The 20,667-nt window shown below is 62.6% G+C and carries 18 protein-coding genes; 8 read left to right on the top strand and 10 right to left on the bottom strand.

What is annotated here, in order from left to right; all coding sequences use genetic code 11:
• Positions 1–9: 9 nt before the first annotated feature.
• The 3 genes from M3P21_RS16465 to M3P21_RS16455 form a co-directional block, all read right to left on the bottom strand.
• Positions 10–1,047, bottom strand: a complete 1,038-nt coding sequence (locus M3P21_RS16465; RefSeq protein ID WP_249711613.1) for an efflux RND transporter periplasmic adaptor subunit — start codon at positions 1,045–1,047, stop codon at positions 10–12.
• A gap of 346 nt (positions 1,048–1,393) precedes the next feature.
• On the bottom strand, positions 1,394–2,263 hold the full coding sequence (locus M3P21_RS16460; RefSeq protein ID WP_249711611.1) for an isocitrate lyase/PEP mutase family protein: 870 nt from the start codon (positions 2,261–2,263) through the stop codon (positions 1,394–1,396).
• 100 nt (positions 2,264–2,363) lie between these two features.
• A complete protein-coding gene (locus M3P21_RS16455) occupies positions 2,364–3,032 on the bottom strand; it encodes an IclR family transcriptional regulator (RefSeq protein WP_249711610.1) in 669 nt (222 codons plus the stop codon).
• Between the two features lie 91 nt (positions 3,033–3,123).
• Between M3P21_RS16455 and acnA the strand changes: the two genes are divergently transcribed.
• The 3 genes from acnA to M3P21_RS16440 all read left to right on the top strand — a co-directional run bounded on the left by acnA (position 3,124) and on the right by M3P21_RS16440 (position 7,726).
• Positions 3,124–5,715, top strand: a complete 2,592-nt coding sequence (gene acnA / locus M3P21_RS16450) for an aconitate hydratase AcnA (protein WP_249711608.1) — start codon at positions 3,124–3,126, stop codon at positions 5,713–5,715.
• A 1-nt stretch (position 5,716) separates the two neighbouring features.
• Positions 5,717–6,862, top strand: coding sequence for a 2-methylaconitate cis-trans isomerase PrpF family protein (locus tag M3P21_RS16445; protein WP_249711606.1), 1,146 nt, complete (start codon positions 5,717–5,719; stop codon positions 6,860–6,862).
• Between the two features lie 171 nt (positions 6,863–7,033).
• A complete protein-coding gene (locus tag M3P21_RS16440) occupies positions 7,034–7,726 on the top strand; it encodes a phosphatase PAP2 family protein (RefSeq protein WP_249711604.1) in 693 nt (230 codons plus the stop codon).
• A gap of 76 nt (positions 7,727–7,802) precedes the next feature.
• Here the strand turns inward: M3P21_RS16440 and rpmB are convergent, their stop codons facing one another.
• Positions 7,803–8,093: a 50S ribosomal protein L28 gene (rpmB, locus tag M3P21_RS16435; RefSeq protein ID WP_249711602.1), complete on the bottom strand. Its 291-nt coding sequence runs from the start codon at positions 8,091–8,093 to the stop codon at positions 7,803–7,805.
• 200 nt (positions 8,094–8,293) lie between these two features.
• Positions 8,294–9,271 carry a methylmalonyl Co-A mutase-associated GTPase MeaB gene (gene meaB / locus M3P21_RS16430; protein WP_249711600.1) on the bottom strand — a complete coding sequence of 326 codons (978 nt, stop codon included), beginning with the start codon at positions 9,269–9,271 and terminating at the stop codon, positions 8,294–8,296.
• Between the two features lie 89 nt (positions 9,272–9,360).
• Between meaB and M3P21_RS16425 the strand changes: the two genes are divergently transcribed.
• The 4 genes from M3P21_RS16425 to M3P21_RS16410 all read left to right on the top strand — a co-directional run bounded on the left by M3P21_RS16425 (position 9,361) and on the right by M3P21_RS16410 (position 14,707).
• Complete coding sequence (locus M3P21_RS16425) at positions 9,361–10,056, top strand: DUF3108 domain-containing protein (protein WP_249711598.1); 696 nt, start codon at positions 9,361–9,363, stop codon at positions 10,054–10,056.
• Between the two features lie 14 nt (positions 10,057–10,070).
• Entirely contained in the window at positions 10,071–12,527 is a 2,457-nt protein-coding gene (gene hrpB, locus M3P21_RS16420) for an ATP-dependent helicase HrpB (protein ID WP_249711596.1), read from the top strand.
• 208 nt (positions 12,528–12,735) lie between these two features.
• Positions 12,736–13,158, top strand: a complete 423-nt coding sequence (locus tag M3P21_RS16415; RefSeq protein WP_308445967.1) for an NUDIX hydrolase — start codon at positions 12,736–12,738, stop codon at positions 13,156–13,158.
• Positions 13,159–13,240: 82 nt separating this feature from the next.
• Positions 13,241–14,707, top strand: coding sequence for an inorganic phosphate transporter (locus tag M3P21_RS16410; protein ID WP_249711593.1), 1,467 nt, complete (start codon positions 13,241–13,243; stop codon positions 14,705–14,707).
• A gap of 10 nt (positions 14,708–14,717) precedes the next feature.
• Here M3P21_RS16410 and M3P21_RS16405 read toward each other — a convergent pair whose 3' ends face one another.
• Genes M3P21_RS16405 through M3P21_RS16385 form a run of 5 tightly spaced genes read right to left on the bottom strand, consistent with a single transcriptional unit; the run spans position 14,718 to position 19,291 of the window.
• On the bottom strand, positions 14,718–15,698 hold the full coding sequence (locus M3P21_RS16405) for a 2-dehydropantoate 2-reductase (protein WP_249711591.1): 981 nt from the start codon (positions 15,696–15,698) through the stop codon (positions 14,718–14,720).
• Positions 15,698–16,567: a metal ABC transporter permease gene (locus tag M3P21_RS16400; RefSeq protein WP_249711589.1), complete on the bottom strand. Its 870-nt coding sequence runs from the start codon at positions 16,565–16,567 to the stop codon at positions 15,698–15,700. The genes M3P21_RS16405 and M3P21_RS16400 overlap by 1 nt, the downstream gene beginning before the upstream one ends.
• Positions 16,567–17,454, bottom strand: a complete 888-nt coding sequence (locus M3P21_RS16395; protein WP_249711587.1) for a metal ABC transporter permease — start codon at positions 17,452–17,454, stop codon at positions 16,567–16,569. Before M3P21_RS16395 ends, M3P21_RS16400 begins: the two co-directional genes overlap by 1 nt.
• Positions 17,451–18,362 (bottom strand): manganese/iron ABC transporter ATP-binding protein, encoded by a 912-nt coding sequence (locus M3P21_RS16390; RefSeq protein WP_283781011.1) that lies wholly within the window; start codon positions 18,360–18,362, stop codon positions 17,451–17,453. Before M3P21_RS16390 ends, M3P21_RS16395 begins: the two co-directional genes overlap by 4 nt.
• A 26-nt stretch (positions 18,363–18,388) precedes the next feature.
• Entirely contained in the window at positions 18,389–19,291 is a 903-nt protein-coding gene (locus M3P21_RS16385; RefSeq protein ID WP_249711585.1) for a metal ABC transporter substrate-binding protein, read from the bottom strand.
• 277 nt (positions 19,292–19,568) lie between these two features.
• Here M3P21_RS16385 and M3P21_RS16380 point away from each other — a divergent pair, with 277 nt between their 5' ends.
• A complete protein-coding gene (locus M3P21_RS16380) occupies positions 19,569–20,495 on the top strand; it encodes an AfsR/SARP family transcriptional regulator (protein ID WP_249711583.1) in 927 nt (308 codons plus the stop codon).
• Positions 20,496–20,667 lie beyond the last annotated feature (172 nt).

Below are 20,667 nucleotides of genomic sequence, written 5' to 3'. Positions count from 1 at the left end.
GATCTGTCCTTACTGGCGGAATTCGGTGAAACGACGAACCAATGCGCCATCCGTCAGAACCGACACCCCGGCGGCCACGATCTCGTCCCCCGGATTGAGGCCCTCGCGCACCTCGAAACCGCCATCGCGGCCAACGGCCAGTTCAACGGGCACGCTGCGCAGGTTGCCGGTTTCGCCATCCGCACTGTCGAAGACATAGACCGATGTGGCCCCGCCATCCCCCGTAGACACGGCCGATGCCGGAATCCGCATCACGCCTTGCGCGCGGGCTATGGTGGCCAGAACACGGACAGAGGAACCGGGAAACAGCTGCATCCCCTCGGGCGGCGCCATGCCCAGCGTCACCCGAAAGGTCTGGCCGATCTGCGATGTCTCGGCATTCACTTCGCGGATCACCAGCGGGAACAGCGTGTCGCTGGCCGGGAATTTCGCCTGCAGCGTCACGTCAGCCTTGTCGTTGACCCGCTGGAACAGAATTTCGGGGACATCAATCTCGATGCGCAGTTCTGACATGTCATGCACGCGGATCACGTGAGTGCCAGGCGATACGCTGGTAAAATTGGCGACCTCGCGATAGGCCACCAACGCGTCGAAGGGTGCCAGCAGAGTCGATTGCCGCAGCGCATATTCCGCTTCCCTGAGCTGCACAACGGTCAGTTCGGCGTTGGTTTGCGCATTCTCAAGCGACACGCGACTGACCGCGCTGCCTTCCAGGCGTTTCATCCGGACCAGGTCGCGCTCGGCCTGCTCGTCTGCCAGGGTGGCGCGTGTGAGGCTCAGCTCGAAGGGTTCCTGATCCAGTTGCGCGATCAATGCGCCCTTGGGGACGATTTCGCCCTCGACGGCCGGGAACTTGACGATCTGACCACCGACCTGAAACGCCAGATCCACCGTTTCCTTTGCAACGACCTTGCCGAAGAAGGTACGGGTCCGGACCTCTTCGACCGCGTCCAGCGCAAACAACTTCACCGGGATCGGCGCGGTGTCCTGCGCCGTCGCGGGCAGGCTGCCGCCAGCGATCCATCCGACAGCCACGAGCGTCATCATCAAACAGATGCGTCCAAGCCGGGAACGGCCTTGCGAGAGACAGGCAGGTGTCACAGAGGTCATTGTCAGGAGTCCCTTATCTGAAACATTTTCAGCTTTGCTGGGTGATGTTTAGCATGTCGACGAGGCGCTTGCCATGTCAACATCGCGTGAGCTACGAAGCTCTTCGATCAATTGCGCAAAATGTGCAGGCGCTTGACTAAAGTCATTTAAATACTAGGAATTCAGCGATCTGTGAAGGTGACCACTCTGGGCGGATCAGCGCCAGAGGGTCCATTTGTCGCACCTTGTACGCGGCCCGTATGGGCTGCTCCCACAAGGCAACACAGGGGGACGACATCACCTGTCAGGTGTATTTCCGCTCCAATGCGTCATAGTGATCCTTGCGTACCACCTCCTGCCGCATCCGGAACCCGGCAAGCGGCCCGTCCTCGGTCATGATCCCGTCGGTCTTTAGCTGCGACAGCGCGCCGACCATGCCATAGAGCGCGCCCTGCAGTGCTACATTTGCATAAAGCACCAGCCCGTAACCCATTCGGTTGAGCGCGTCGAAATCAAGGATCGGGGTTTTGCCGCCAACCACCAGATTGACCAACTGTGGTGTGCCCTGCAATCGTTGCGGGATTTCGCGGATTTCCTCCTCGGAGACCGGCGCTTCGACAAAGGTGATATCTGCGCCGTCTTCGACAAAGGCCGCGGCGCGGTCGAGCGCTTCGTTCAGCGACGCGGTCGCGCGGGCGTCGGTGCGGGCGACAATCATCAGGTTCGGGTCCTGGCGCGCGTCGACGGCGGCTTTGATCCGGCTCCGCGCTTCGGCCAACGGGACAACATCCTTGCCCGCGAAATGCCCGCAACGCTTGGGGTTCACCTGATCTTCCAGCTGGATCGCGCTGGCACCGGCCCGCTCCAGCATGCGAACCGTGTGATGCACGTTCAGCGCGTTGCCGAAACCGGTATCGGCATCCACCACAAGGGGCAGATCGCTGGTGTTCCGGATCGCCGTGCAATGCTGCGCGATGTCGGTAAGAGTGATGAAGCCCAGATCGGGCATACCATAAAACGTGTTGGTTACGCCCGCGCCAGAGATATAGATCGCTTCGAATCCCAGATCCTCGATCACCCGCGCCGCCATCGCATTTGCCGCGCCGGGCATCAGCACCGCCCCACCAGTGTTCAGGCGTTCACGAAAGGCCTTGTTGATCTCATGTGTCAGCATCTTGCCTGTCCTTCGGCGCTTGGTTGGTGTTTCGCGTGTCTAGCGGTTTGGCATAGGGACCATCAAGAAGGGTAGAAATCAGTTTCGCCAGACAGAACGCTCAACCCGCCAGCGATTTGGCAAGACTTTCCAACAGCGGCACCACGGCTTTGCGGGCGTCTTCGTCGAACCGGCTGGCCAGGCCCGAAACCGTCAACGCCCCCTGTAACGCGCCGTCGCGGGAAATGACCGGGGTGGAAACGGATGAGATGTTGGGATTGGTCTCTCCCACTGACATCGCGGTTCCGGCGTCGTTGAAGGTGCCTGTATCGCCTACATCTTCGCCGCTGAAACGGCGCAGTACCATGCCTGAGGCCCCGGTAGAGAGCCGCAATCGCATCCCCTCTTCGACATGGAACCGCAGCAGGTTGGGCGAATTTTCCCTGTAAAGACAGACGCGTTCATTGCCCGAGCGCACATAGAATGACGCCGTCTCGCCGGTGGATTCGGCCAGCATACGCAACGCGGGGGCCACATGTTCGCGCCGTGTGAAATCACGGCGAAAAATCAGGCCCAGCCGCCAGACACTGGGACCAACGCTGAACACCCCGCCGCTGTCGCGTTGGATAAATCCATAGATCGCCAGCGATTTGGTCAGCCGCAGGATGGTGCTTTTGTGCAGCCCGGTTTCCTCGGCCAACTGTGCCAGCGTCATCTCGGGGCTTTGGGCCGAAAACGCGTTCAGGATCGACATGGCCCGTTCGACCGATTCCGTTCTGGTGGCGCACATGAGTTCTCTCTGGCAAAACGCTGTATGTCCAACCTTGCGGTTCCGGGGGTGGATTGTCTAGCTCTGGCGCGGAACGACCGGAGGGCAAGACGTGCAGTATTTTGACGTGGCAGGCACAGAATATCAGGCAATCGACTATGCGCAGGGGCTGGGCCATCGGTTGACCACCCTGCCCTATTCCTTGCGGGTGCTGGCAGAGAACGCCGCGCGCCATTCCGCAGGTGGCGTGGATGCCGCATTGGTGGCCGACCGCACGGGCGCCGCAGTGCCATTCCGTCCGGCGCGGCTGCTGCTGCATGACATGCTGGGCATTCCGGCTCTGGTCGACATCATGGCGATGCGCGACAGGCTCGAGGCGCAAGGCGGCAACCCGGCGGAGGTCGACATGAGCTTACCCGTCGATCTGGTGATTGACCATGCGATGACGATCAACCATTGGGCCGAACGGTTTGCGCTGGAAAAAAACATGGCGCGTGAATTTGAAGTGAACCGCGAACGGTTCGCCTTTCTCAAGGCCTGCGAGGCGCGGTTTCCGCGACTGCGGGTGATTCCGCCGGGCGGCGGTATCTGCCATCAGGTCAATCTGGAGTTCCTGGGCCAGACCGTGCTGCGATCAAATGAAAACGCGCGGGTACTGATCCCCGATAGCTGCTTGGGTACCGACAGCCACACCACGATGATCAATGCGCTTGGCATCACCGGCTGGGGCATCGGCGGGTTGGAGGCTGAAGGGCTTCTTTTTGGCGAAACCACCGCCGTGAACGTGCCCAAGGTTGTCGGGCTGGAGGTGATCGGTGACCCCTCGCACGACATCACCGCAACGGATGTGGCGCTGGTTGTCGCCGAAAAGCTGCGTGCTTTGGGTGTGGTGGATACGTTTGTCGAAATGTTCGGCCCCAGCTACCGTCGCTTGAGCGTGGCCGACCGCGCCACCATCGCCAATATGTCACCGGAATATGGCTCAACCCAAGTGTTCTGCCCGGTCGACGCCAACACCCTCCGGTATCAGCGCGAAACCGGGCGCAGCGCCGAAACGACCCGCAACACCGAAAGCTATTGCAGAGCGCAGCAGATGTGGTCCGAGGGCGTCGATGCCCGGATCGAATACGTTCAGGTGGTGACGCTGGATCTCAGCGCCATTGGCCGCTCGGTTTCGGGTCCGTCCCGGCCGGAACAGCGGATCGATCTGGACAAGGCGACCAGAACGCTGGCGCTGGAGAATGAGGTGGAAGCGGCCCGCCGGGTGCCGGTTGAAGGCGCGGATCACGATATCGGCGATGGCGACGTGATCATCGCCGCCGTCACCAGTTGCACCAACACCGCCAACCCGCGCAACATGATCCTGGCCGGGCTGATCGCCCGCAACGCCGTGGCGCGCGGGCTGAGTGTCAAACCGCATGTCAAAACCTCGCTCGCGCCCGGTTCGCGTGTGGTGGCGCGGTATCTGAAGAATAGTGGATTGCAGGATGATCTCGACAAGCTGGGGTTCGAGGTGGCGGCCTTCTCCTGTTCGACCTGCAACGGTATGTCCGGCCCGCTGCGGCCCGAACATGAGGCGGCGATAAGGGCGCATGACGTGAAGGGGGTCGCAGTACTGTCAGGCAATCGCAACTTCGCGGGCCGTATCCATCCGCTGGCTTCGCGCAACATGATCGCCTCGCCGCCGCTGGTGGTGGCCTATGCGCTGATGGGCACGATCCTGCGGGATGTCTCGCAGGATGCGTTTGGCATGGATCGCGACGGCACTCCGGTGACCCTGAAAGATCTCTGGCCTGCGGCAGAAGAGGTCGACGCGATCATCGACACCTATGTGACGGCGGATGATTTCATCAGCAACTTCAAGGCAATCGGGGACGTGAATGACGAATGGACCGCGTTGCAGACCAGTACCGGCCGTTATGACTGGGCACCCAGCACCTATGTCAGTTTTCCGCCTTTCGTGCAGACCATTCAACCCGATCCCGGTGGTGTCGCGCCGCTAACGGGATTGCGCCCGCTGGTTATTCTGGGCGACTCGGTAACAACCGATCATATCTCACCCTCGGGCACGATCACGCCCGACTCCGAGGCGGGCCAATTCCTGATCGGTAAAGGCGTCGAACCACATGATTTCAACTCTTTCGGCACGCGGCGGGGCTGTTCGGATGTCATCATCCGCTCGACCTTCGCCAACTACCGACTGCGCAACGAGATGGTGCCCGGCAAGGAAGGGTCCTGGACCCGGATCGAGCCCGAAGGCGAGGTTGCCACGGTGTTCGGCGCGATCCGGAGCTATCTGGAGCGTGGCCAGCAACTGGTGGTGATCGGCGGCAAAGAGTATGGCTGCGGCTCGTCGCGCGACACGGCGGCCAAGGCCCCCTGGCTGGCCGGTATCCGCGCCGTGATTGCCGAAAGCTTCGAGCGTATCCACCGCTCGAACCTTGTGAACATGGGCATCGCGCCGCTTTGTTTCCCCGAGGGTGTGACGCGCGAGACGCTATGCCTTGATGGGTCCGAGGTCTATGACATCACCCTCTCTGACGATCTGACCGGGGCCAGCCTGACCATTCACCACAGGGATGGCAGCAGCGACACGACACCGCTCGACCTGCGGCTGTACAATGATCGCGAGCGCGAGATCTTTGCCCATGGCGGCTTGCTGCCGATGGCATTCCGGGCGTTTCTTGGCAAAAAGGCGGCATGAGATGCGACAGGGGATCAGGGCGACGTTCTATCGCGGCGGTACATCAAAGGCGGTGGTGTTCAACGGCTCCGACCTGCCCGCCGACCAAGCTGCGCGCGACCGCATCTTTCTGCAGGTTCTGGGCAGCCCCGACCCCTATGGCAGGCAGCTTGACGGCATGGGTGGCGGCATTTCTTCGTTGTCCAAAGTGGTGATCGTCGACCGCTCGGCACGTAAAGACGCGGATGTGGAGTATACATTCGTGCAGATCGCGGTGGATCAGCCGGTGGCCGATTATGGCTCGGCCTGCGGAAACATGTCCTCTTGCGTCGGTCCCTTCGCGGTGGAGGAAGGGTTGGTGCGGGCAGATGAGGATGGCGAGGCTCTGGTGCGGATTTTCAACACCAATACCGGTCAAATCTATCACGCGCGGTTTCCCGTTCAAGACGGTGCGCCGGTCGAACAAGGTGATTTCACGATCCCCGGCGTATCAGGCTCCGGCGCGCGCGTGACGCTTGATTTCCTGCGCCCCGGCGGCGCGGCGACGGGCAGGCTGCTGCCGACGGGCAAGCCTGTGAATGTCCTGCGGGTCGCCGGGCTGGGCGCGGTAGAGGCATCGCTGGTGGACGCGGCCAATCCGGTGGTCTTCGTGCGGGCCGAAGCGCTTGGTAAAACCGCCTCCGAAATGCCACAGGCGCTTGATGCGGATACCGATTACATGGCGCGGATGGAAGCCATCCGCCGCGAAGCTGCGGTGAGGATGGGGCTAGCCGAAACCGTCACAGAGGCTGCGTTGTCCAACCCCAAGGTCGCCATCATCGGCGCCCCACAGACCTTTACCGCGCTTGATGGCAGCGCCCATGGCGCGGACAGTCACGATCTGGGCGTGCGGCTGATCTCGATGGGCAATTCCCACCGCGCAATCACGCTCACCGGGGGCATGTGCACCGGCGTGGCCGCGCATATTCCCGGCACATTGGTCAACCGGATCACCAGCGCGGCACGGCCTTTGCGCATTGGCAACCCCTCCGGGGTTCTGCCGGTGATGGCAGAGGTCTTGCAAGGCCCTGACGGCCCCGAGGCAATATCGGTCAGCACCTTCCGCACCCAACGCCGCATCATGGACGGCAGGGTGTTCTTCACCGCTGGGACCGACTCAGACGCCTGACAGGGGCAAGATCGCTCGAACTACCGATCTCGCGGGCATTAAGCCAATATGATGATTTGCTCATCTGTCGCCAAACCCGTCGCCTGCGCTTGGGATCGGCGGGTCACCTTCCCATCTACTTGTGATCACACAACAGAGGGTCGCCGCGCGACCGGGAAAGGAGAAATCAACATGACACCAGCCAGAAGCTATCTGACGGCCCCGGCCTTTGCCGCGGGGCTTGCCCTGTTGACGATTGGCGTCGCGCAACCGAGCTATGCCGCGACCGAAAGATACCTGCCCGAAGGCAGCGTCAATGCGACGGAACTGATCCCGCCGCCGCCCGAGATGAACAGTGCCGCGTTTGACACCCAGATGGCGATTGTTGAATGGGCGCAGGTGACGCGCACGCCGGAGCAGGTCGAATTTGTGGAAACACCGCTCACTGTCGAGAGATTCTGGCCCATCCTCGGCTCGGATATGTTCACCGTCGACGCGGCAGGGCTCAAGACGGTGATTGATCAGTCGATTAACGAGGTGCGCTCTGACTATGATGCGCTCAAATCGGTTTATGACCTGCCCCGACCCTTCGTGGTGAACGAGGCGGTGAATCCGATCGGCGACGTGCGCCCGGTCGCCTCCTACCCCAGCGGCCATTCGATCCGCGCGGTGGTCTATGCCCGGCTCCTGTCCGAGGCGTTCCCCGAGCATGAGGTCGCCCTTATCGATCTTGCCGAACAGGTTGGCCATGGCCGCGTGACCGGAGGGGTGCATTACCCGATGGATATCATCGCTGGTCAAACCTTGGGTCATGCCTATGCGGATGCGATCATCGCCAATCCGGCGTTTCAGGATGCGATTGCGCAGGTCCGTCTCTCGTCCTGATCCGCGCAGGAGACCCAAACAAGAAAACCCCGCACCGGGTCCGGTGCGGGGTTCATTTTGTCCATCCGGTCAGGGATCAGGCGGTGGCGGCTTGCGCCTTCGCGATCTCTTTCTTGACCTTCAGCGCGTTGGCCGACAGTTCGTCATCCTTGGCTTTTGCCAGGAACGCGTCCAGACCACCACGGTGATCGACCGAGCGCAGCGCCGCAGCCGAGATCCGCAGCTTGACGCCACGGCTCAGGGTTTCCGACTGCAGGGTCACATCATTCAGGTTGGGCAGGAACCGGCGACGGGTTCTGTTTTTGGCGTGGCTGACATTGTTGCCAGTCATCGGGCCTTTTCCGGTCAGTTCGCAACGGCGCGACATGGGTTTCATCCTTCGTATCTGGCGGCAGATCTTCTGACCCGTTGTCAGACTTCTGCCAAATCATGAAGGGCGCGGCCCAAAGGCGCGCCCGAAAACTGGTTGGATGCGTGTAAGAGGAATCACCGGAAGGGTCAAGACGGGTATCGCGAAATCTTTGCCATTGCGCCCGGCCCATGTGCCGTTGCAGCAAATCGCAAAGGTCAGTCCTGTCCCAGCGCCGCCAGAAGAGTTTCCGCCGCAATACCCGGAGCAAGGCGACCCTGTGCTACCTCATCGCCCAGTTGATGCATATGGCTGCGCGCCTTTGCCGTTTCGAGCCGGGACAACAGCGCGTGCCGTACCTCTTGCTCGAACCAATAGCGCGCCTGATCCGCGCGGCGGCGGTCCCAGAAACCGTTCTCGCGGCGCCAGTTCACCAGCGAGGTCATATCCTCCCAGGCTTTGGTCAGCCCGGCCTCTTCCAGCGCCGAGACCATCAGCGCCCGGGGATAGCCGTCAGGGTCCTGTTGGCGCTTGCGCAACAGGCGCAGGGCACCGGAATAATCGGCGCAGGTGCGGGTCGCCGCCGGGCGCAAATCGCCATCTGCCTTGTTGACGAGGATCAGGTCGGCCATCTCCATGATCCCGCGCTTGACGCCCTGCAGTTCATCGCCACCGGCAGGCGCGAGCAGCAACAGGAACAGGTCCGAGATTTCGGCCACAACGGTTTCCGACTGGCCCACCCCCACGGTTTCGATCAGCACCACGTCGAACCCTGCCGCCTCGCACAGGCTCACCGCCTCACGGGTGCGCCGCGCCACGCCGCCCAAATGCGCCTGACTGGGCGAAGGGCGGATAAATGCATTGGGATCGCGCGACAGCCGGTCCATCCGGGTCTTGTCGCCCAGAATCGAGCCTCCTGAGCGGGCCGAACTGGGATCAACGGCCAGAACCGCCACCCGCAGCCCCTGCCCGGTCAGAAACATCCCGAAGCTTTCGATAAAGGTCGACTTGCCGACACCCGGCGTGCCGGACAGGCCAATGCGGATCGCCTGACGCCCCGATTTGCGCAGCTGATCCAGCAGTTCCGCCGCTTCGGCCCGATGATCGGCGCGTTGGCTTTCGACCAAAGTGATGGCACGGGCCAGTGCCCGGCGCTCGCCGTTCAAGATCCTGTCTGACAGAGTATCAGTGGTCATGGCCCCGCCATTGCTGTTGTGGTGCCTTCATGCCGTGGGTATATCGCCTTTGTCCAGTACCGAACCGACAGGGATCAAAAGCGATGCGAATGATAGGGGTCCTCCTGCTTCTGTGCCTGCCCGGCCTTGTCGCGGCACAACAGACCGAAGGGCAATATGACGTGCGCGCGCTTGGTGCCAAGGTCGGCGATCTGGCCCTGTCCGGCACGGTCAAAGGATCGCGCTATGCTGTCGCCTCGCGGTTCGAGACGACCGGCCTGGTCAATGCGTTGTCCGGCGTTTGGTTTCAGTTGAAATCCAACGGTCGCGTGCAGGGAAACACGTTCCAGCCACGCAACTATACCGAAGAGATGAATACCGGACGCCGCCAGTCAAAGGAACGGCTGACCTATTCCGGAGGTGTCGCACGCCGCGGTGACCCAGACACGGGGCGCAAATCCAGATACGCCGTGACCGACGCCGAACAGAAAGGCGCGCTTGATCCGCTGACGGCGCTTTTTGCGGTGATGCGCGATCAGCCCGCAGAAGGTTTGTGTGACCTGACACAGCGGGTTTTTGATGGCAAGCGCCTGACCGAGCTGGCGATGACACGCCGCACCGAGGCCGGACCGCTGATCACCTGTCATGGCATCTTTCGCCGCGTTGGCGGTTATTCCCCCGAGGACCTGAAACGTAAGCGCAATTTCGAAGTCACCGTCACCTACGCCCCTGCGGGCGAGTTGATGCGGCTGGTCGAGGTGCGCGCTGATACCCTGTTTGGTCCCGCCACGGTCCTCCGGCGCTAAGCGCGGGTGATGGCATGACCCGACTGCCCATCGAGGACGCGCTGCCCGATCTGCTGGACGCGCTGCGCCGGTCGGGCCGTGCCGTGCTGCAGGCCCCGCCCGGGGCGGGCAAAACCACCCGTGTGCCACTGGCCATGCTCGAGGCCGGGTCGACCAAGGGCCGGATCATCATGCTTGAACCGCGCCGCCTGGCCGCCCGCGCTGCTGCCGAGCGGATGGCCGAGACCCTGGGCGAGGCGGTCGGCGAGACGGTCGGCTACCGCATCAGGGGCGAGGCCAAAACCGGGCCGCGAACCCGCATCGAAGTGGTGACCGAGGGCATCCTGACCCGGATGCTGCAATCAGACCCTGACCTGCCCGATGTGGGCGCGGTGATTTTCGACGAATTCCACGAACGCTCACTCAACGCCGATCTGGGACTGGCCCTGTGTCTCGAGGTGGCGGGCGCGCTGCGCGACGACCTGATCTTGCTGGCGATGTCGGCAACCCTGGATGCCGGGCCGGTGGCAGAATTGATGCAGGCGCTGCTGATCAGCTCCGAAGGGCGTAGCTATCCGGTCGATCTGCGCTGGCTGGACCGGCCTTTGGCGAAAGATGCGGACCCGCTTGCGGCACTGTGCGACCTCGTGTGCACCGCCGAGCGGGAGACACGCACGACGGGCGGCGATGTGCTGGTTTTCCTGCCCGGTGAGGGAGAGATTCGCAGGCTACAAGACCGGCTGACCAATCGCCTGCCCAAGGACTGCGCGGTGCATCCCCTGTTTGGCGCCCTGCCCTTTGCCGAGCAGCGCAAGGCGATCACGCCAGCGCGCAGCGGACGCAAGCTGGTTCTGGCCACGTCCATCGCCGAGACCTCGCTGACCCTGCCGAATGTGCGTGCGGTGGTCGATATGGGTCGGGCGCGGCGGGCACGGTTTGATCCGGGTTCCGGCATGTCGCGTCTGGTGACCGAGAAGGTCACACGTGCCGAGGCCACCCAGCGCGCAGGCCGCGCCGGGCGCGTGGCTGAGGGCATATGTTACCGGATGTGGTCCAAGGGCGAAGAAGGCGCCCTGATGGCGTTTCCCCCTGCCGAGATCGAGGCTGCCGACCTGACCGGGCTGGCACTGGAACTGGCGCTTTGGGGTGCCGGGTCCGACGATCTGCCCTTCCTCACCGCCCTGCCCGAGGGTACGATGCAGGAGTCCCGCGCATTGCTCACGTTGCTGGGTGCGCTGGATGCGCGCGGGCAGATCACCGAGCACGGGCGGGCGCTGGCCCGGCTGCCGCTGCATCCGCGTCTGGGGCATATGCTGCTGCGCGCCGGACGGGACGCCGCGCCGCTTGCTGCCCTGTTGGCGGATCGCGACATTCTGCGCGGGGCACCGGTGGATCTGGGCCTGCGGCTGACAGCGCTGCGCGATCTGCAGCGGTTTCGCCGCGAGCGGCCCTATCAGGTCAATCCCGGTGCCGTGAGCCGGGTCAAGGACGAAGCCCGACGGCTGGCGCGGCAGGCCCCGAGGGAAGGCAAGGCAACCAGCCCGACCGTGATGGCGGCGCTGGCCTATCCCGACCGCATCGGACAACGCCGCCCCGGCGACGCACCGCGTTTTGTTCTGAGCGGCGGAAAGGGGGCGGTGCTGGATGCGGGCGATCCGCTGGCGGGCGCGCTCTATCTGGTTGCCACTGACACCGACGGCAACCCGCGCGAGGCGCGCATCCGTCAGGCCGTGCAGATCACAGAGCGCGAGATCCGCGATAGTTTCAGCGAGCAGATTGCTTGGGTCGACAGTTGCGTCTGGTCCAAACGCGAACGCCGCGTGATCGCGCGCAGGCAAGAGCGGCTGGGCGCGATCACGCTGGAGGATCGCATCTGGAAAGATGTTCCGCCCGACCACGTGGCGCAGGCGATGATGGAGGGCGTGCGCGATCTGGGCCTGCGGCTGGAGGGTCCGGCGGCAAGGCTGGCCACCCGCGTGGAACTGGCCCGCGCCGAGGGCAGCGATTTCCCTGATTTCTCGCTTCAGGGTCTGATCGACACGCTTGAGGACTGGCTGTTGCCGATGCTGGACGGGGTGCGCAGTGCGCAGGGTTGGCGAAAATTCGACCTTTTCCCGGCGTTGAAGGCGGCGCTCAGCTGGCCCCAGATGCAGGAGCTGGACCGTCGTGCGCCGGGGCAGTTCGTCACGCCTCTTGGGCGCAAGGTGGCGATTGAGTACGGGCCTGACGGCCCCGAGATCTCGGTCCGGCTGCAAGAGATGTTTGGCGTGACCCGCCACCCGGAAAGTGGTGGTGTGCCGCTGAAGGTTACCTTGCTGTCACCGGCGCAGCGCCCGATCCAGATCACCCGCGATCTGCCGGGGTTCTGGGCCGGGTCCTATGCGGATGTGCGCAAGGACATGCGCGCGCAATATCCCAAACACCCCTGGCCCGAAGACCCGACACAGGCCGACCCTACCCTGCGCGCCAAACGCCGCCCTTCAGGGCGGTAAGTGCGAAAGAATGGCGGATTCACGCCGCTTTAGTCGTTTTTTCGCGGTTATTATGCAAATTTTCAGATTTATGGGGACCCAATGCCCCCGGATTTGTTGAAAATTCAGGCAAAATGTCCAAGTATCAGGGTTATAGCCGCGCAAATAAGCGGTGATGAAAGGGTCGGCAGTAATGTTTATGGCGTTAAAGAGTACCTGGGAACAGGTCGTGCGTCCCCTCATCCTGCGTCCGGAGGCGGTGCAGGTTGCGGCGTTATGTGTGCGCGGTCGTAAGAAAAAGCAGGAAGTTCTGATGATCACCAGCCGGGGCTCCGGTCGCTGGGTGGTGCCCAAGGGCTGGCCCATCGACGGCAAGACTGGCGCGGAAGCCGCAGTTCAGGAAGCCTGGGAAGAGGCGGGCGTTCTGGCTGAACAGGTGGATGAGGATCCGGTCGGCAGCTTTGATTACGGTAAGGGCCAGAAAGATGGCACAACGCAGCCGGTACGGGTGAGTGTCTATCGGGTCAGGGTCGACACACTTGCCGATGATTTCCCCGAGGCGGGTCAGCGAGAACGGCGCTGGATGCTCCCCGAAGAAGCCGCAAATCTGGTGGCCGAGCCGAAACTGCAAGACCTGCTGCGCGCGCTCTGATCTTACCGATTGCCACATTTGATCTCCTTGAAACACAAGACGTTCGGTCTCGGCCCGAAGGATGCGCTATACAGGTGGCACCATGAGTGACCATCCGGACGAAATCCGCTGGACCAAGCTTGATCGTGACCTGAGCCGCATCTCGCGCGCCGAGTTGGCCGCCTCTTATGCGGCGCGCCCGCTGGTCGCACCGGGCCTTGCGCTGGCTTTCATCGTGCTTACCGGATTCGCGGCAGCACTGTTTTTTGGGCAGACCACCGGCGGGCTGGTGGTGATCGCCGCCGCGATCTTCGGTGCCTATATGGCGATGAATATCGGTGCCAATGACGTGGCCAACAACATGGGTCCGGCGGTGGGCGCAAACGCGCTGAGCATGGGAACCGCGATCTGCATCGCTGCCCTGGCCGAAAGCGCCGGTGCGCTGCTGGCCGGTGGCGAAGTGGTCGAAACCATTGCCAAGAACATCGTGGATCCCACTGCAATGCAGGATGCGCAGGTCTTTATCTGGGCGATGCTGGCGGCGCTGATATCCTCGGCTCTCTGGGTGAATTTCGCCACCCTCATCCGCGCCCCGGTTTCGACCACCCATTCAGTGGTCGGTGGGGTCATGGGCGCGGGTGTTGCAGCCGCAGGGCTGGCGGCGGTCAATTGGCCCATGATGGGCGCCATCGCGGCAAGCTGGGTCATCGCACCGCTGCTGGGCGGGGTCATTGCGGCCGCGCTCCTGGCGCTGATCAAGGCGCGCATTCAGGACCGCGACGACAAGATCGCGGCTGCCCGGGTCTGGGTGCCTATGCTGGTCGCGGTGATGGCCGGGGCATTTGCGGCCTATCTGGCCGTCAAGGGCTTGCAACGGGTTGTCAGGGTCGAGTTGGGCACCGCTCTGCTGATCGGTCTGCTCACAGGGGGGCTCGCATGGCGGCTGACGGTGCCATGGGTTCGACGCAAGTCCACAGGGATGGAGAACCGAACCCGTTCGCTTAAGGATCTTTTTGGTCTGCCGCTGGTGGTGGCGGCGACGCTGCTGAGCTTTGCCCACGGCGCCAATGACGTCGCCAATGTGGTGGGGCCGGTGGCAGCCATTGTGCACACAAGCCAGTTCGGTGCCTTTGCGGCACAGGTGCCGGTGCCTGGCTGGGTGATTGCGATCGGGGCCTTCGGGATCTCGTTCGGGCTGTTCTTGTTTGGGCCCCGTCTGATCCGCATGGTGGGTACCCAGATCACCAAGCTGAACCCGATGCGGGCCTTCTGCGTCGCCCTGTCGACCGCCATCACCGTGCTGCTGGCCAGTTGGCAGGGCTTGCCGGTCAGTTCCACCCATATCGCCGTGGGTGGTGTGTTCGGAGTGGGGTTCTACCGCGAGTGGCACGCCCAGTACCGTCAGCGCCGGTCGTTGCCCGTGCAACGGATCGCCAGCGAAGAGCGCCGCCACCGCAAGTTGGTGCGCCGCTCGCATTTCATGACCATCATCGCCGCCTGGGTCGTGACCGTGCCTGCCACCGCCCTGCTTTCGGCGGTCCTTTTCACCGGGCTGATGGCCTTCATGTAAGCAATCGGGCTCAGGTGGAGCGAATGTCGTCCGGGCTCAGGGCTTGATCGGGCGCGCTGCGGATCAGGACAGCGACCCGGGCACAAATCGGCGTTGGGTGATCATATCGCTGCCCCAACGCGATAATCTCGCCTTGCAACGTGTCGATCTCGGTCACCCGGCCTGCCAGCAAGTCATAGGCCATTGAGGTCCGCGCATGCGGATCAATGGTCAGCATCCGCGCTGCGATCCGTGAAAACAACGGGGTCGGCAGGCGCAAGACATGGGGCAGCATCCAGGTCGCGAGCGGTGTGGTGGACTGCGTCGGGATTCCGGCGGCTCTGAGCACCGACAGCGCCTCTTGCATCTGATCAGCCATCAAACGCCGCCAGGTCCGGTCCAGAAGTTGTTCCTGCAAGGTCAGCCCCGACAAGGCGTTGAGCGCGTTGTTGAGGTTGATCAGCAGCTTGCCCCATTGAACCGCCTTGATCCGCTCGCTTTCAGTTACAGCGAGATCCGGCACATTCAACATCTGTCCCAAGGCACCCGGCCCCGCTTCGATCACGATATCGCCCGAGGTGGCCCGGTGATAGCTGCCCGCCGCTTTTGGCACCACGTTAAAGGGCACCATCCCGGCGCGGATATCGCGATCCGGTAGGACCGAGCGCAGGGTGTCAGCATTGGTGATCCCGTTCTGCCAGGACAGGACCGGTGCATCGGGCGGCGCATATTTGGCGATCTGCTGCGCGATCTCAGCGGTTGCGCTTGTCTTGACCGTCACGATCACCAGATCGGCCAGGGACAGACAGGCCGGGTCTTCCGAGAGCGTCAGATCAGCAGCAGCAATATGGGTCGTAAGCCCCGAGAAATCGCTGACCGTCAGCCCGTTTTCCCGCACCGCATCCAAGACCCGCGCCCGTCCCAGCAGCGTGATCTGATGCCCTCCCCGCGCCAGCAAACCGCCGGTGAAACAGCCAATGGCCCCCGCGCCTGCGATCACGATGCGCGCCATCAGGAGGACGGCCCTTCCGGCAGGGCGGCCTCGACCCGACGCATCGACATGCGGCGGGTGATGATCTGCCGTCGCACAAAGGCGACAAGGAACATCGCGGTCAGGATCAGCACGATGGTCGGCGCAGGCGCGCTGTCGAGGAAGAAGCTGGCATAGGTGCCCATCAGCATCGCCGCCATGCAGACCAGAACGGAGACCCAGAGCATGGTCGAGAACTTGCGCACGATCAGAAAGGCAATCGCACCAGGTGCGATCAGCAACCCGATGGCCAGGATCAGCCCCGCCGCCGCCAGTGTCGCCACGATTGTCAGCGACAACGCGCCCAGCAAGCCATAATGCAACCAGTTGACCCTCAACCCCGACGCACGCGCCTGGGCCGGATCGAAACTGTGCAGCAGCAGGTCTTTCCATTTGAGCCCCAAAGCCAACGCCACCAGCCCCGAGATGATCCCGGCCTGCCACAGCTCATGCGGTTCCACACCCAGCATGTTGCCAAACAGGATATGATCCAGATGCGCATTGGTCGGCACCGAGACATAAAGCACGATGCCCAGCCCGAACATGCCGGAAAACACCACGCCCATCACCGTGTCCTGTTTGACCCGGCTGTTGCTGGACAGATACCCGGTCGCCATGGCGCAGGTCATGCCAGCGGCAAAGGCTCCGACGATCAGCGGCAGACCAAGGATATAGGCCAGCACGATCCCCGGCAGCACCGCATGGCTGACCGCATCGCCCATCAAGGCCCAGCCTTTCATCACCAGAAAACACGAGAGCATCGCGGTGGGCACCGACACGATCATCGAAATCAGGAAGGCGTTCTGCATAAAGGCGAACCGGAAGGGCAGCAGAAGGGTGTCGATATCCATCAGGCCACCCTCCGTTCCGGTTCGGACGCGGGCCCGCGTCGCAACGCCTCGTTCGCCTTGCGCCGCGCCGCCAGCAATCCGTGTTTGGGGGCAAAGACAAAGGCCGCAAGGAACAGAAGCGTTTGCAGGCAGACGATGATACCCCCGGTCGCCCCATCGAGAAAGTAGCTGATATAGGCCCCGAAAAAGCTCGTCACCGACCCGATCAGGACCGAGGTCAGGATCAGTCGCGGAAACCGGTCACAGAGCAGATAGGCCGTCGCTCCGGGCGTCACCACCATCGCAATCACCAGAAACGCTCCGACCGTTTGCATCGCCGCCACTACCGAGGCCGAGAGCAGCACGAAGAACACCGCTTTCAGCAACCCGGGCCGCAGCCCGATGGCGCGGGCGTGGTTTTCGTCAAAGAAGGTGACCATCAGGTCCTTCCACTTGGCCAGCAGTACCGCCAGCGAGACAAAGCCGATAATCGCCAGTTGTAGCGTGTCTTCGGGGGTGATGGCCAGGATATTGCCCATGGTGATGGTCTGGATCGAGATCGACATCGGGTTGATCGACACGATGAACAAACCCAGCCCGAAGAACGAGGTGAAGATCAGCCCGATGATCACGTCGACCTTCAATCCCGAGCGTTCCGACAGGAACAGCATCGCGCCTGCCGCCAGCCCTCCGGCCAGAAATGCGCCCAGCGAAAAGGGCAGGCCCAGAATATAGGCCCCCGCCACCCCCGGCACCACCGAATGTGACAGAGCATCCCCGATCAGCGACCAGCCCTTGAGCATCAGGTAGGCCGACAGAAACGCGCAGACACCACCGACCAGCGCCGACACCCACATGGCGTTTGTCATGTAATTGTAGCTGAAAGGCTCGGTGAGGTAGTCGATCATTCCTCGCGCTCGCTATTTTGATCTGTGCGCTGGGTCTTGTCGCCATATTGCACGAAGGGGCGTTCGTCATCGGACAGGATCGTGATTTCGCGCGCGTCCTCATCGTCATGCAGCGTTTCGCCGCCCAGGGTGAAGTGGCGCAGTACCCCGCCAAAGGCCTCTTTGAGGTTTTCCGGGGTAAAGGTGGTCTCGGTTGGGCCATAGTTCAACACAGTGCCCTTGACCAGAACTGTGCGATCGCAGAATTCCGGCACCGAGCCCAGATTGTGGGTTGAAACCAGCATCACCCGGCCCTCATCCCGAAGTTCGCGCAGCAGCGCCACGATCTGATCCTCGGTTTTGACGTCGACACCGGTAAAGGGCTCGTCCAGCAGGATCACCTGCCCGTCCTGCGCCAAGGCGCGCGCCAGAAACACCCGTTTGCGCTGGCCGCCGGACAGCTCGCCGATCTGGCGATGACGGAACTCCTGCATGTTGACCCGGCGCAGGGCTTGGGCGACCGCGTCATGGTCAGCTTGTTTGGGTCGCCGCAGGAACCCCATATGGCCGTATCGGCCCATCATCACCACGTCTTCGACCAGCACCGGAAAGGCCCAGTCTACCTCCTCCGATTGTGGAACATAGGCGACGAGGTTCTGCCCCAGCGCCTGTTTCACCCCCATCCCGAGGATGCTGATCGCGCCCTGTGCGGCAGGTACAAACCCCATGATCGCCTTGAAGAGCGTGGACTTCCCGGCCCCGTTGACCCCGACCAGCGCGGTGACCGTGCCGCGCGGGATCTCGAAACTGGCATTCCACAGCGCGGTATGGCCGTTGCGATAGGTGACCGTCACATCCTGCGCACTGATCCCGCCGCCCGGTCCGCCGGTTTCAGACATATCCTTGGCCAGGCTATGATCATCGCGCATCTGGTCTTCCTTTTGCCCGAAGGGCGTCAGTTCGTGGCTGCCGTCAGCCCTTGCGCCACGGTACCCGAGGTGACTTTGAGCAGGTCCAGATAGGTTGGCACCACACCCCCCGCCTCACTCAGCGAGTCGACATAAAGCTCGCCACCATAGGCAACACCGGTTTCGCGCGCCACCTGCTTGGCGGGGGCGGTGTTGACGGTGCTTTCGCAGAACACCATCGGAATGTCATGCGCGCGCACCCCGTCGATCACGGCACGGACCTGTCGCGGCGTACCGACCTGATCGGCGTTCATCGGCCAGAGATAGAGTTCCTCCATGCCGAAATCGCGGGCCAGATAGCTGAACGCGCCCTCGCAGGTGACCAGCCAGCGGCGGTCTTGCGGAATCGCGGCGATCGCATCACGCAAGGGCTCGATAGTGGCACGCAGTTCGTCTTTATAGGTGGCGGCGTTGCTGGCGTAGGTTTCGGCATTCTCCGGGTCATGTTCAGAAAAGGCCTTCTCGATATTGTCGACGTAGATCAGGGCATTATCAAGCCCCATCCAGGCATGCGGGTTGGGTTTGCCCTCGTAATTGCCCGAGGCGATCGGGATCGGATCAATCCCGTCGGTCAATGTCACCGACGGCACATCACCCAGATTGGACAGGAACTGTTCGAACCACAACTCCAGATTCATGCCGTTCCACAGGATCAGATCGGCATCCGAGGCCCGCACGATATCCTGCGGCGTCGGCTCGTAACCATGGATTTCCGCGCCGGGCTTGGTGACGGACACAACCTCGGCCGCCTCCCCCGCAACATTCGCGGCCATATCGGCCAGGACGGTAAAGGTCGTCGCCACTTTCATCTTGTCATCGGCCTGCGCGCTGGTGGCCAAGGCAATGGCAAGTGCGGCCACAGACGTGGTCTTGAACAGGGTCGTCAACATCTTTGTCTCCTTGCAGAGCAGATAGGTTGCCTGTGTGTAAATGCAAATCACTCGCAACTGTCAAGGTTATTGCGAATTATTCGCAATAAAGGCGGTGACCCGCCGCGTGACATCCAATTCTTTGCCCGGATACGGCGGTTTTGTGCAGACAAAAGTAAGATTTACAACAAAAGGTTGCACGACTCGCGCGATTCACCCAAATTGACCTTGGGTAAGCTGTTCAACGCGACCTCATCATTTCGTCAAAGTTTGCAATGGGCCGACATCAGGAGGTCCCATGATCAAGATATTTTTGCTTGGCCAATTTTCGGTCACCGGAAAGGGCGGGCGCTGCGCCGATCTGCACACGCGCCGGGGCACCGAATTGTTCACGTTTCTGGTCCTGGAATCGGGCCGTACGTTTCACCGGGCCCGGCTGGCCGAACAGTTCTGGGGACATCTGCCCGAGACGCGCGGGCGCAAGGCGCTGAACACCGAACTTTGGCGCATCACTGCGGCGTTACGCGCTATCGGCATGGATGTCGCCACATCGCTCGTCCGCACTCAACATGAGGTTGGATATGCGCGCCAGCCCGACCATGAGGTCGATGTGGATCACCTCAACACGGCAGCTGATATCGTGGCCGCCGAAGACCCCGAGGCAGTGTCTGCCGCCAATCTTGAACGGATCGAGCGCGCGGTCGAGGCCTATCGCGGTGATCTGCTGGAATCGGTCTATTCCGACTGGTGCCTGCTCTGGCGTGAAAGCTTGCGCGCCAATTTCACCGAAGCGTTGGAGTTTCTGTTGCTTGCCGCTATGGGGCGGCAGGATTGGGCCTCGGGCCTGCGCCATGGCCGGACGCTGCTGGCGCTGGACCCACTGCTGGAACATGTGCACCGGGCACTGATGCGCTGCCATTACCATGCCGGCAACCGGCCCCTGGCGCTGCGCCAATACGCCCATTGCGAGCAGATCCTGCGCGAGGAACTGGGCGTCGCTCCGATGGACGAGACGCGGCGGATTCAGGAAACCCTGCTGGCCGTCACGCCGCGCCCCAGCCGCGCCGTTGAGCAGCGCGTGGTCGAGGCCCCACCGCGTCAGGACGGTGCCCGCCGCAGCCCGGCGCAAAAGGTCGATCTGGCGCTGGCCAATATCAACACCGCGCGCGGCTGGCTCGAGGATGTCAGCCAGCAATTGCGCGGCGGACCCTCCAAACCGGCCTGATCATGGGGCCTGTCGGGCCAAACCATGCGGCATGAACTGGGTGGTCGCGAGACAGGCCCGCAAACCCGGTTTTCCGTCGTATCCGGGCGCGCGTCTTCTTGGCGGTACGGTAATTTGTGTGTCAGTTGTTGGCATCTCCGGGGGCTCATGGATGATCGACATACAGAAGCTT

It is taken from the genome of Ruegeria spongiae (assembly GCF_023502395.1).
GTDB classification, from domain to species: Bacteria; Pseudomonadota; Alphaproteobacteria; order Rhodobacterales; family Rhodobacteraceae; genus Ruegeria_C; species Ruegeria_C spongiae.
Note: the sequence above shows the minus strand (reverse complement) of the source record. Positions and strands in the feature narration are given on the sequence as shown.

Coding starts and splice junctions, on each gene's coding strand:
- M3P21_RS16405 (WP_249711591.1), bottom strand. CDS start 15,698: ATGGCGCGCATCGTGATCGCAGGCGCGGGGGCCATTGGCTGTTTCACC.
- meaB (WP_249711600.1), bottom strand. CDS start 9,271: ATGACCACTGATACTCTGTCAGACAGGATCTTGAACGGCGAGCGCCGG.
- hrpB (WP_249711596.1), top strand. CDS start 10,071: ATGACCCGACTGCCCATCGAGGACGCGCTGCCCGATCTGCTGGACGCG.
- M3P21_RS16400 (WP_249711589.1), bottom strand. CDS start 16,567: ATGGATATCGACACCCTTCTGCTGCCCTTCCGGTTCGCCTTTATGCAG.
- M3P21_RS16445 (WP_249711606.1), top strand. CDS start 5,717: ATGCGACAGGGGATCAGGGCGACGTTCTATCGCGGCGGTACATCAAAG.
- rpmB (WP_249711602.1), bottom strand. CDS start 8,093: ATGTCGCGCCGTTGCGAACTGACCGGAAAAGGCCCGATGACTGGCAAC.
- M3P21_RS16385 (WP_249711585.1), bottom strand. CDS start 19,291: ATGTTGACGACCCTGTTCAAGACCACGTCTGTGGCCGCACTTGCCATT.
- M3P21_RS16440 (WP_249711604.1), top strand. CDS start 7,034: ATGACACCAGCCAGAAGCTATCTGACGGCCCCGGCCTTTGCCGCGGGG.
- M3P21_RS16380 (WP_249711583.1), top strand. CDS start 19,569: ATGATCAAGATATTTTTGCTTGGCCAATTTTCGGTCACCGGAAAGGGC.
- M3P21_RS16425 (WP_249711598.1), top strand. CDS start 9,361: ATGATAGGGGTCCTCCTGCTTCTGTGCCTGCCCGGCCTTGTCGCGGCA.
- M3P21_RS16465 (WP_249711613.1), bottom strand. CDS start 1,047: ATGATGACGCTCGTGGCTGTCGGATGGATCGCTGGCGGCAGCCTGCCC.
- M3P21_RS16395 (WP_249711587.1), bottom strand. CDS start 17,454: ATGATCGACTACCTCACCGAGCCTTTCAGCTACAATTACATGACAAAC.
- M3P21_RS16410 (WP_249711593.1), top strand. CDS start 13,241: ATGAGTGACCATCCGGACGAAATCCGCTGGACCAAGCTTGATCGTGAC.
- M3P21_RS16390 (WP_283781011.1), bottom strand. CDS start 18,362: ATGCGCGATGATCATAGCCTGGCCAAGGATATGTCTGAAACCGGCGGA.
- M3P21_RS16455 (WP_249711610.1), bottom strand. CDS start 3,032: ATGTGCGCCACCAGAACGGAATCGGTCGAACGGGCCATGTCGATCCTG.
- M3P21_RS16460 (WP_249711611.1), bottom strand. CDS start 2,263: ATGCTGACACATGAGATCAACAAGGCCTTTCGTGAACGCCTGAACACT.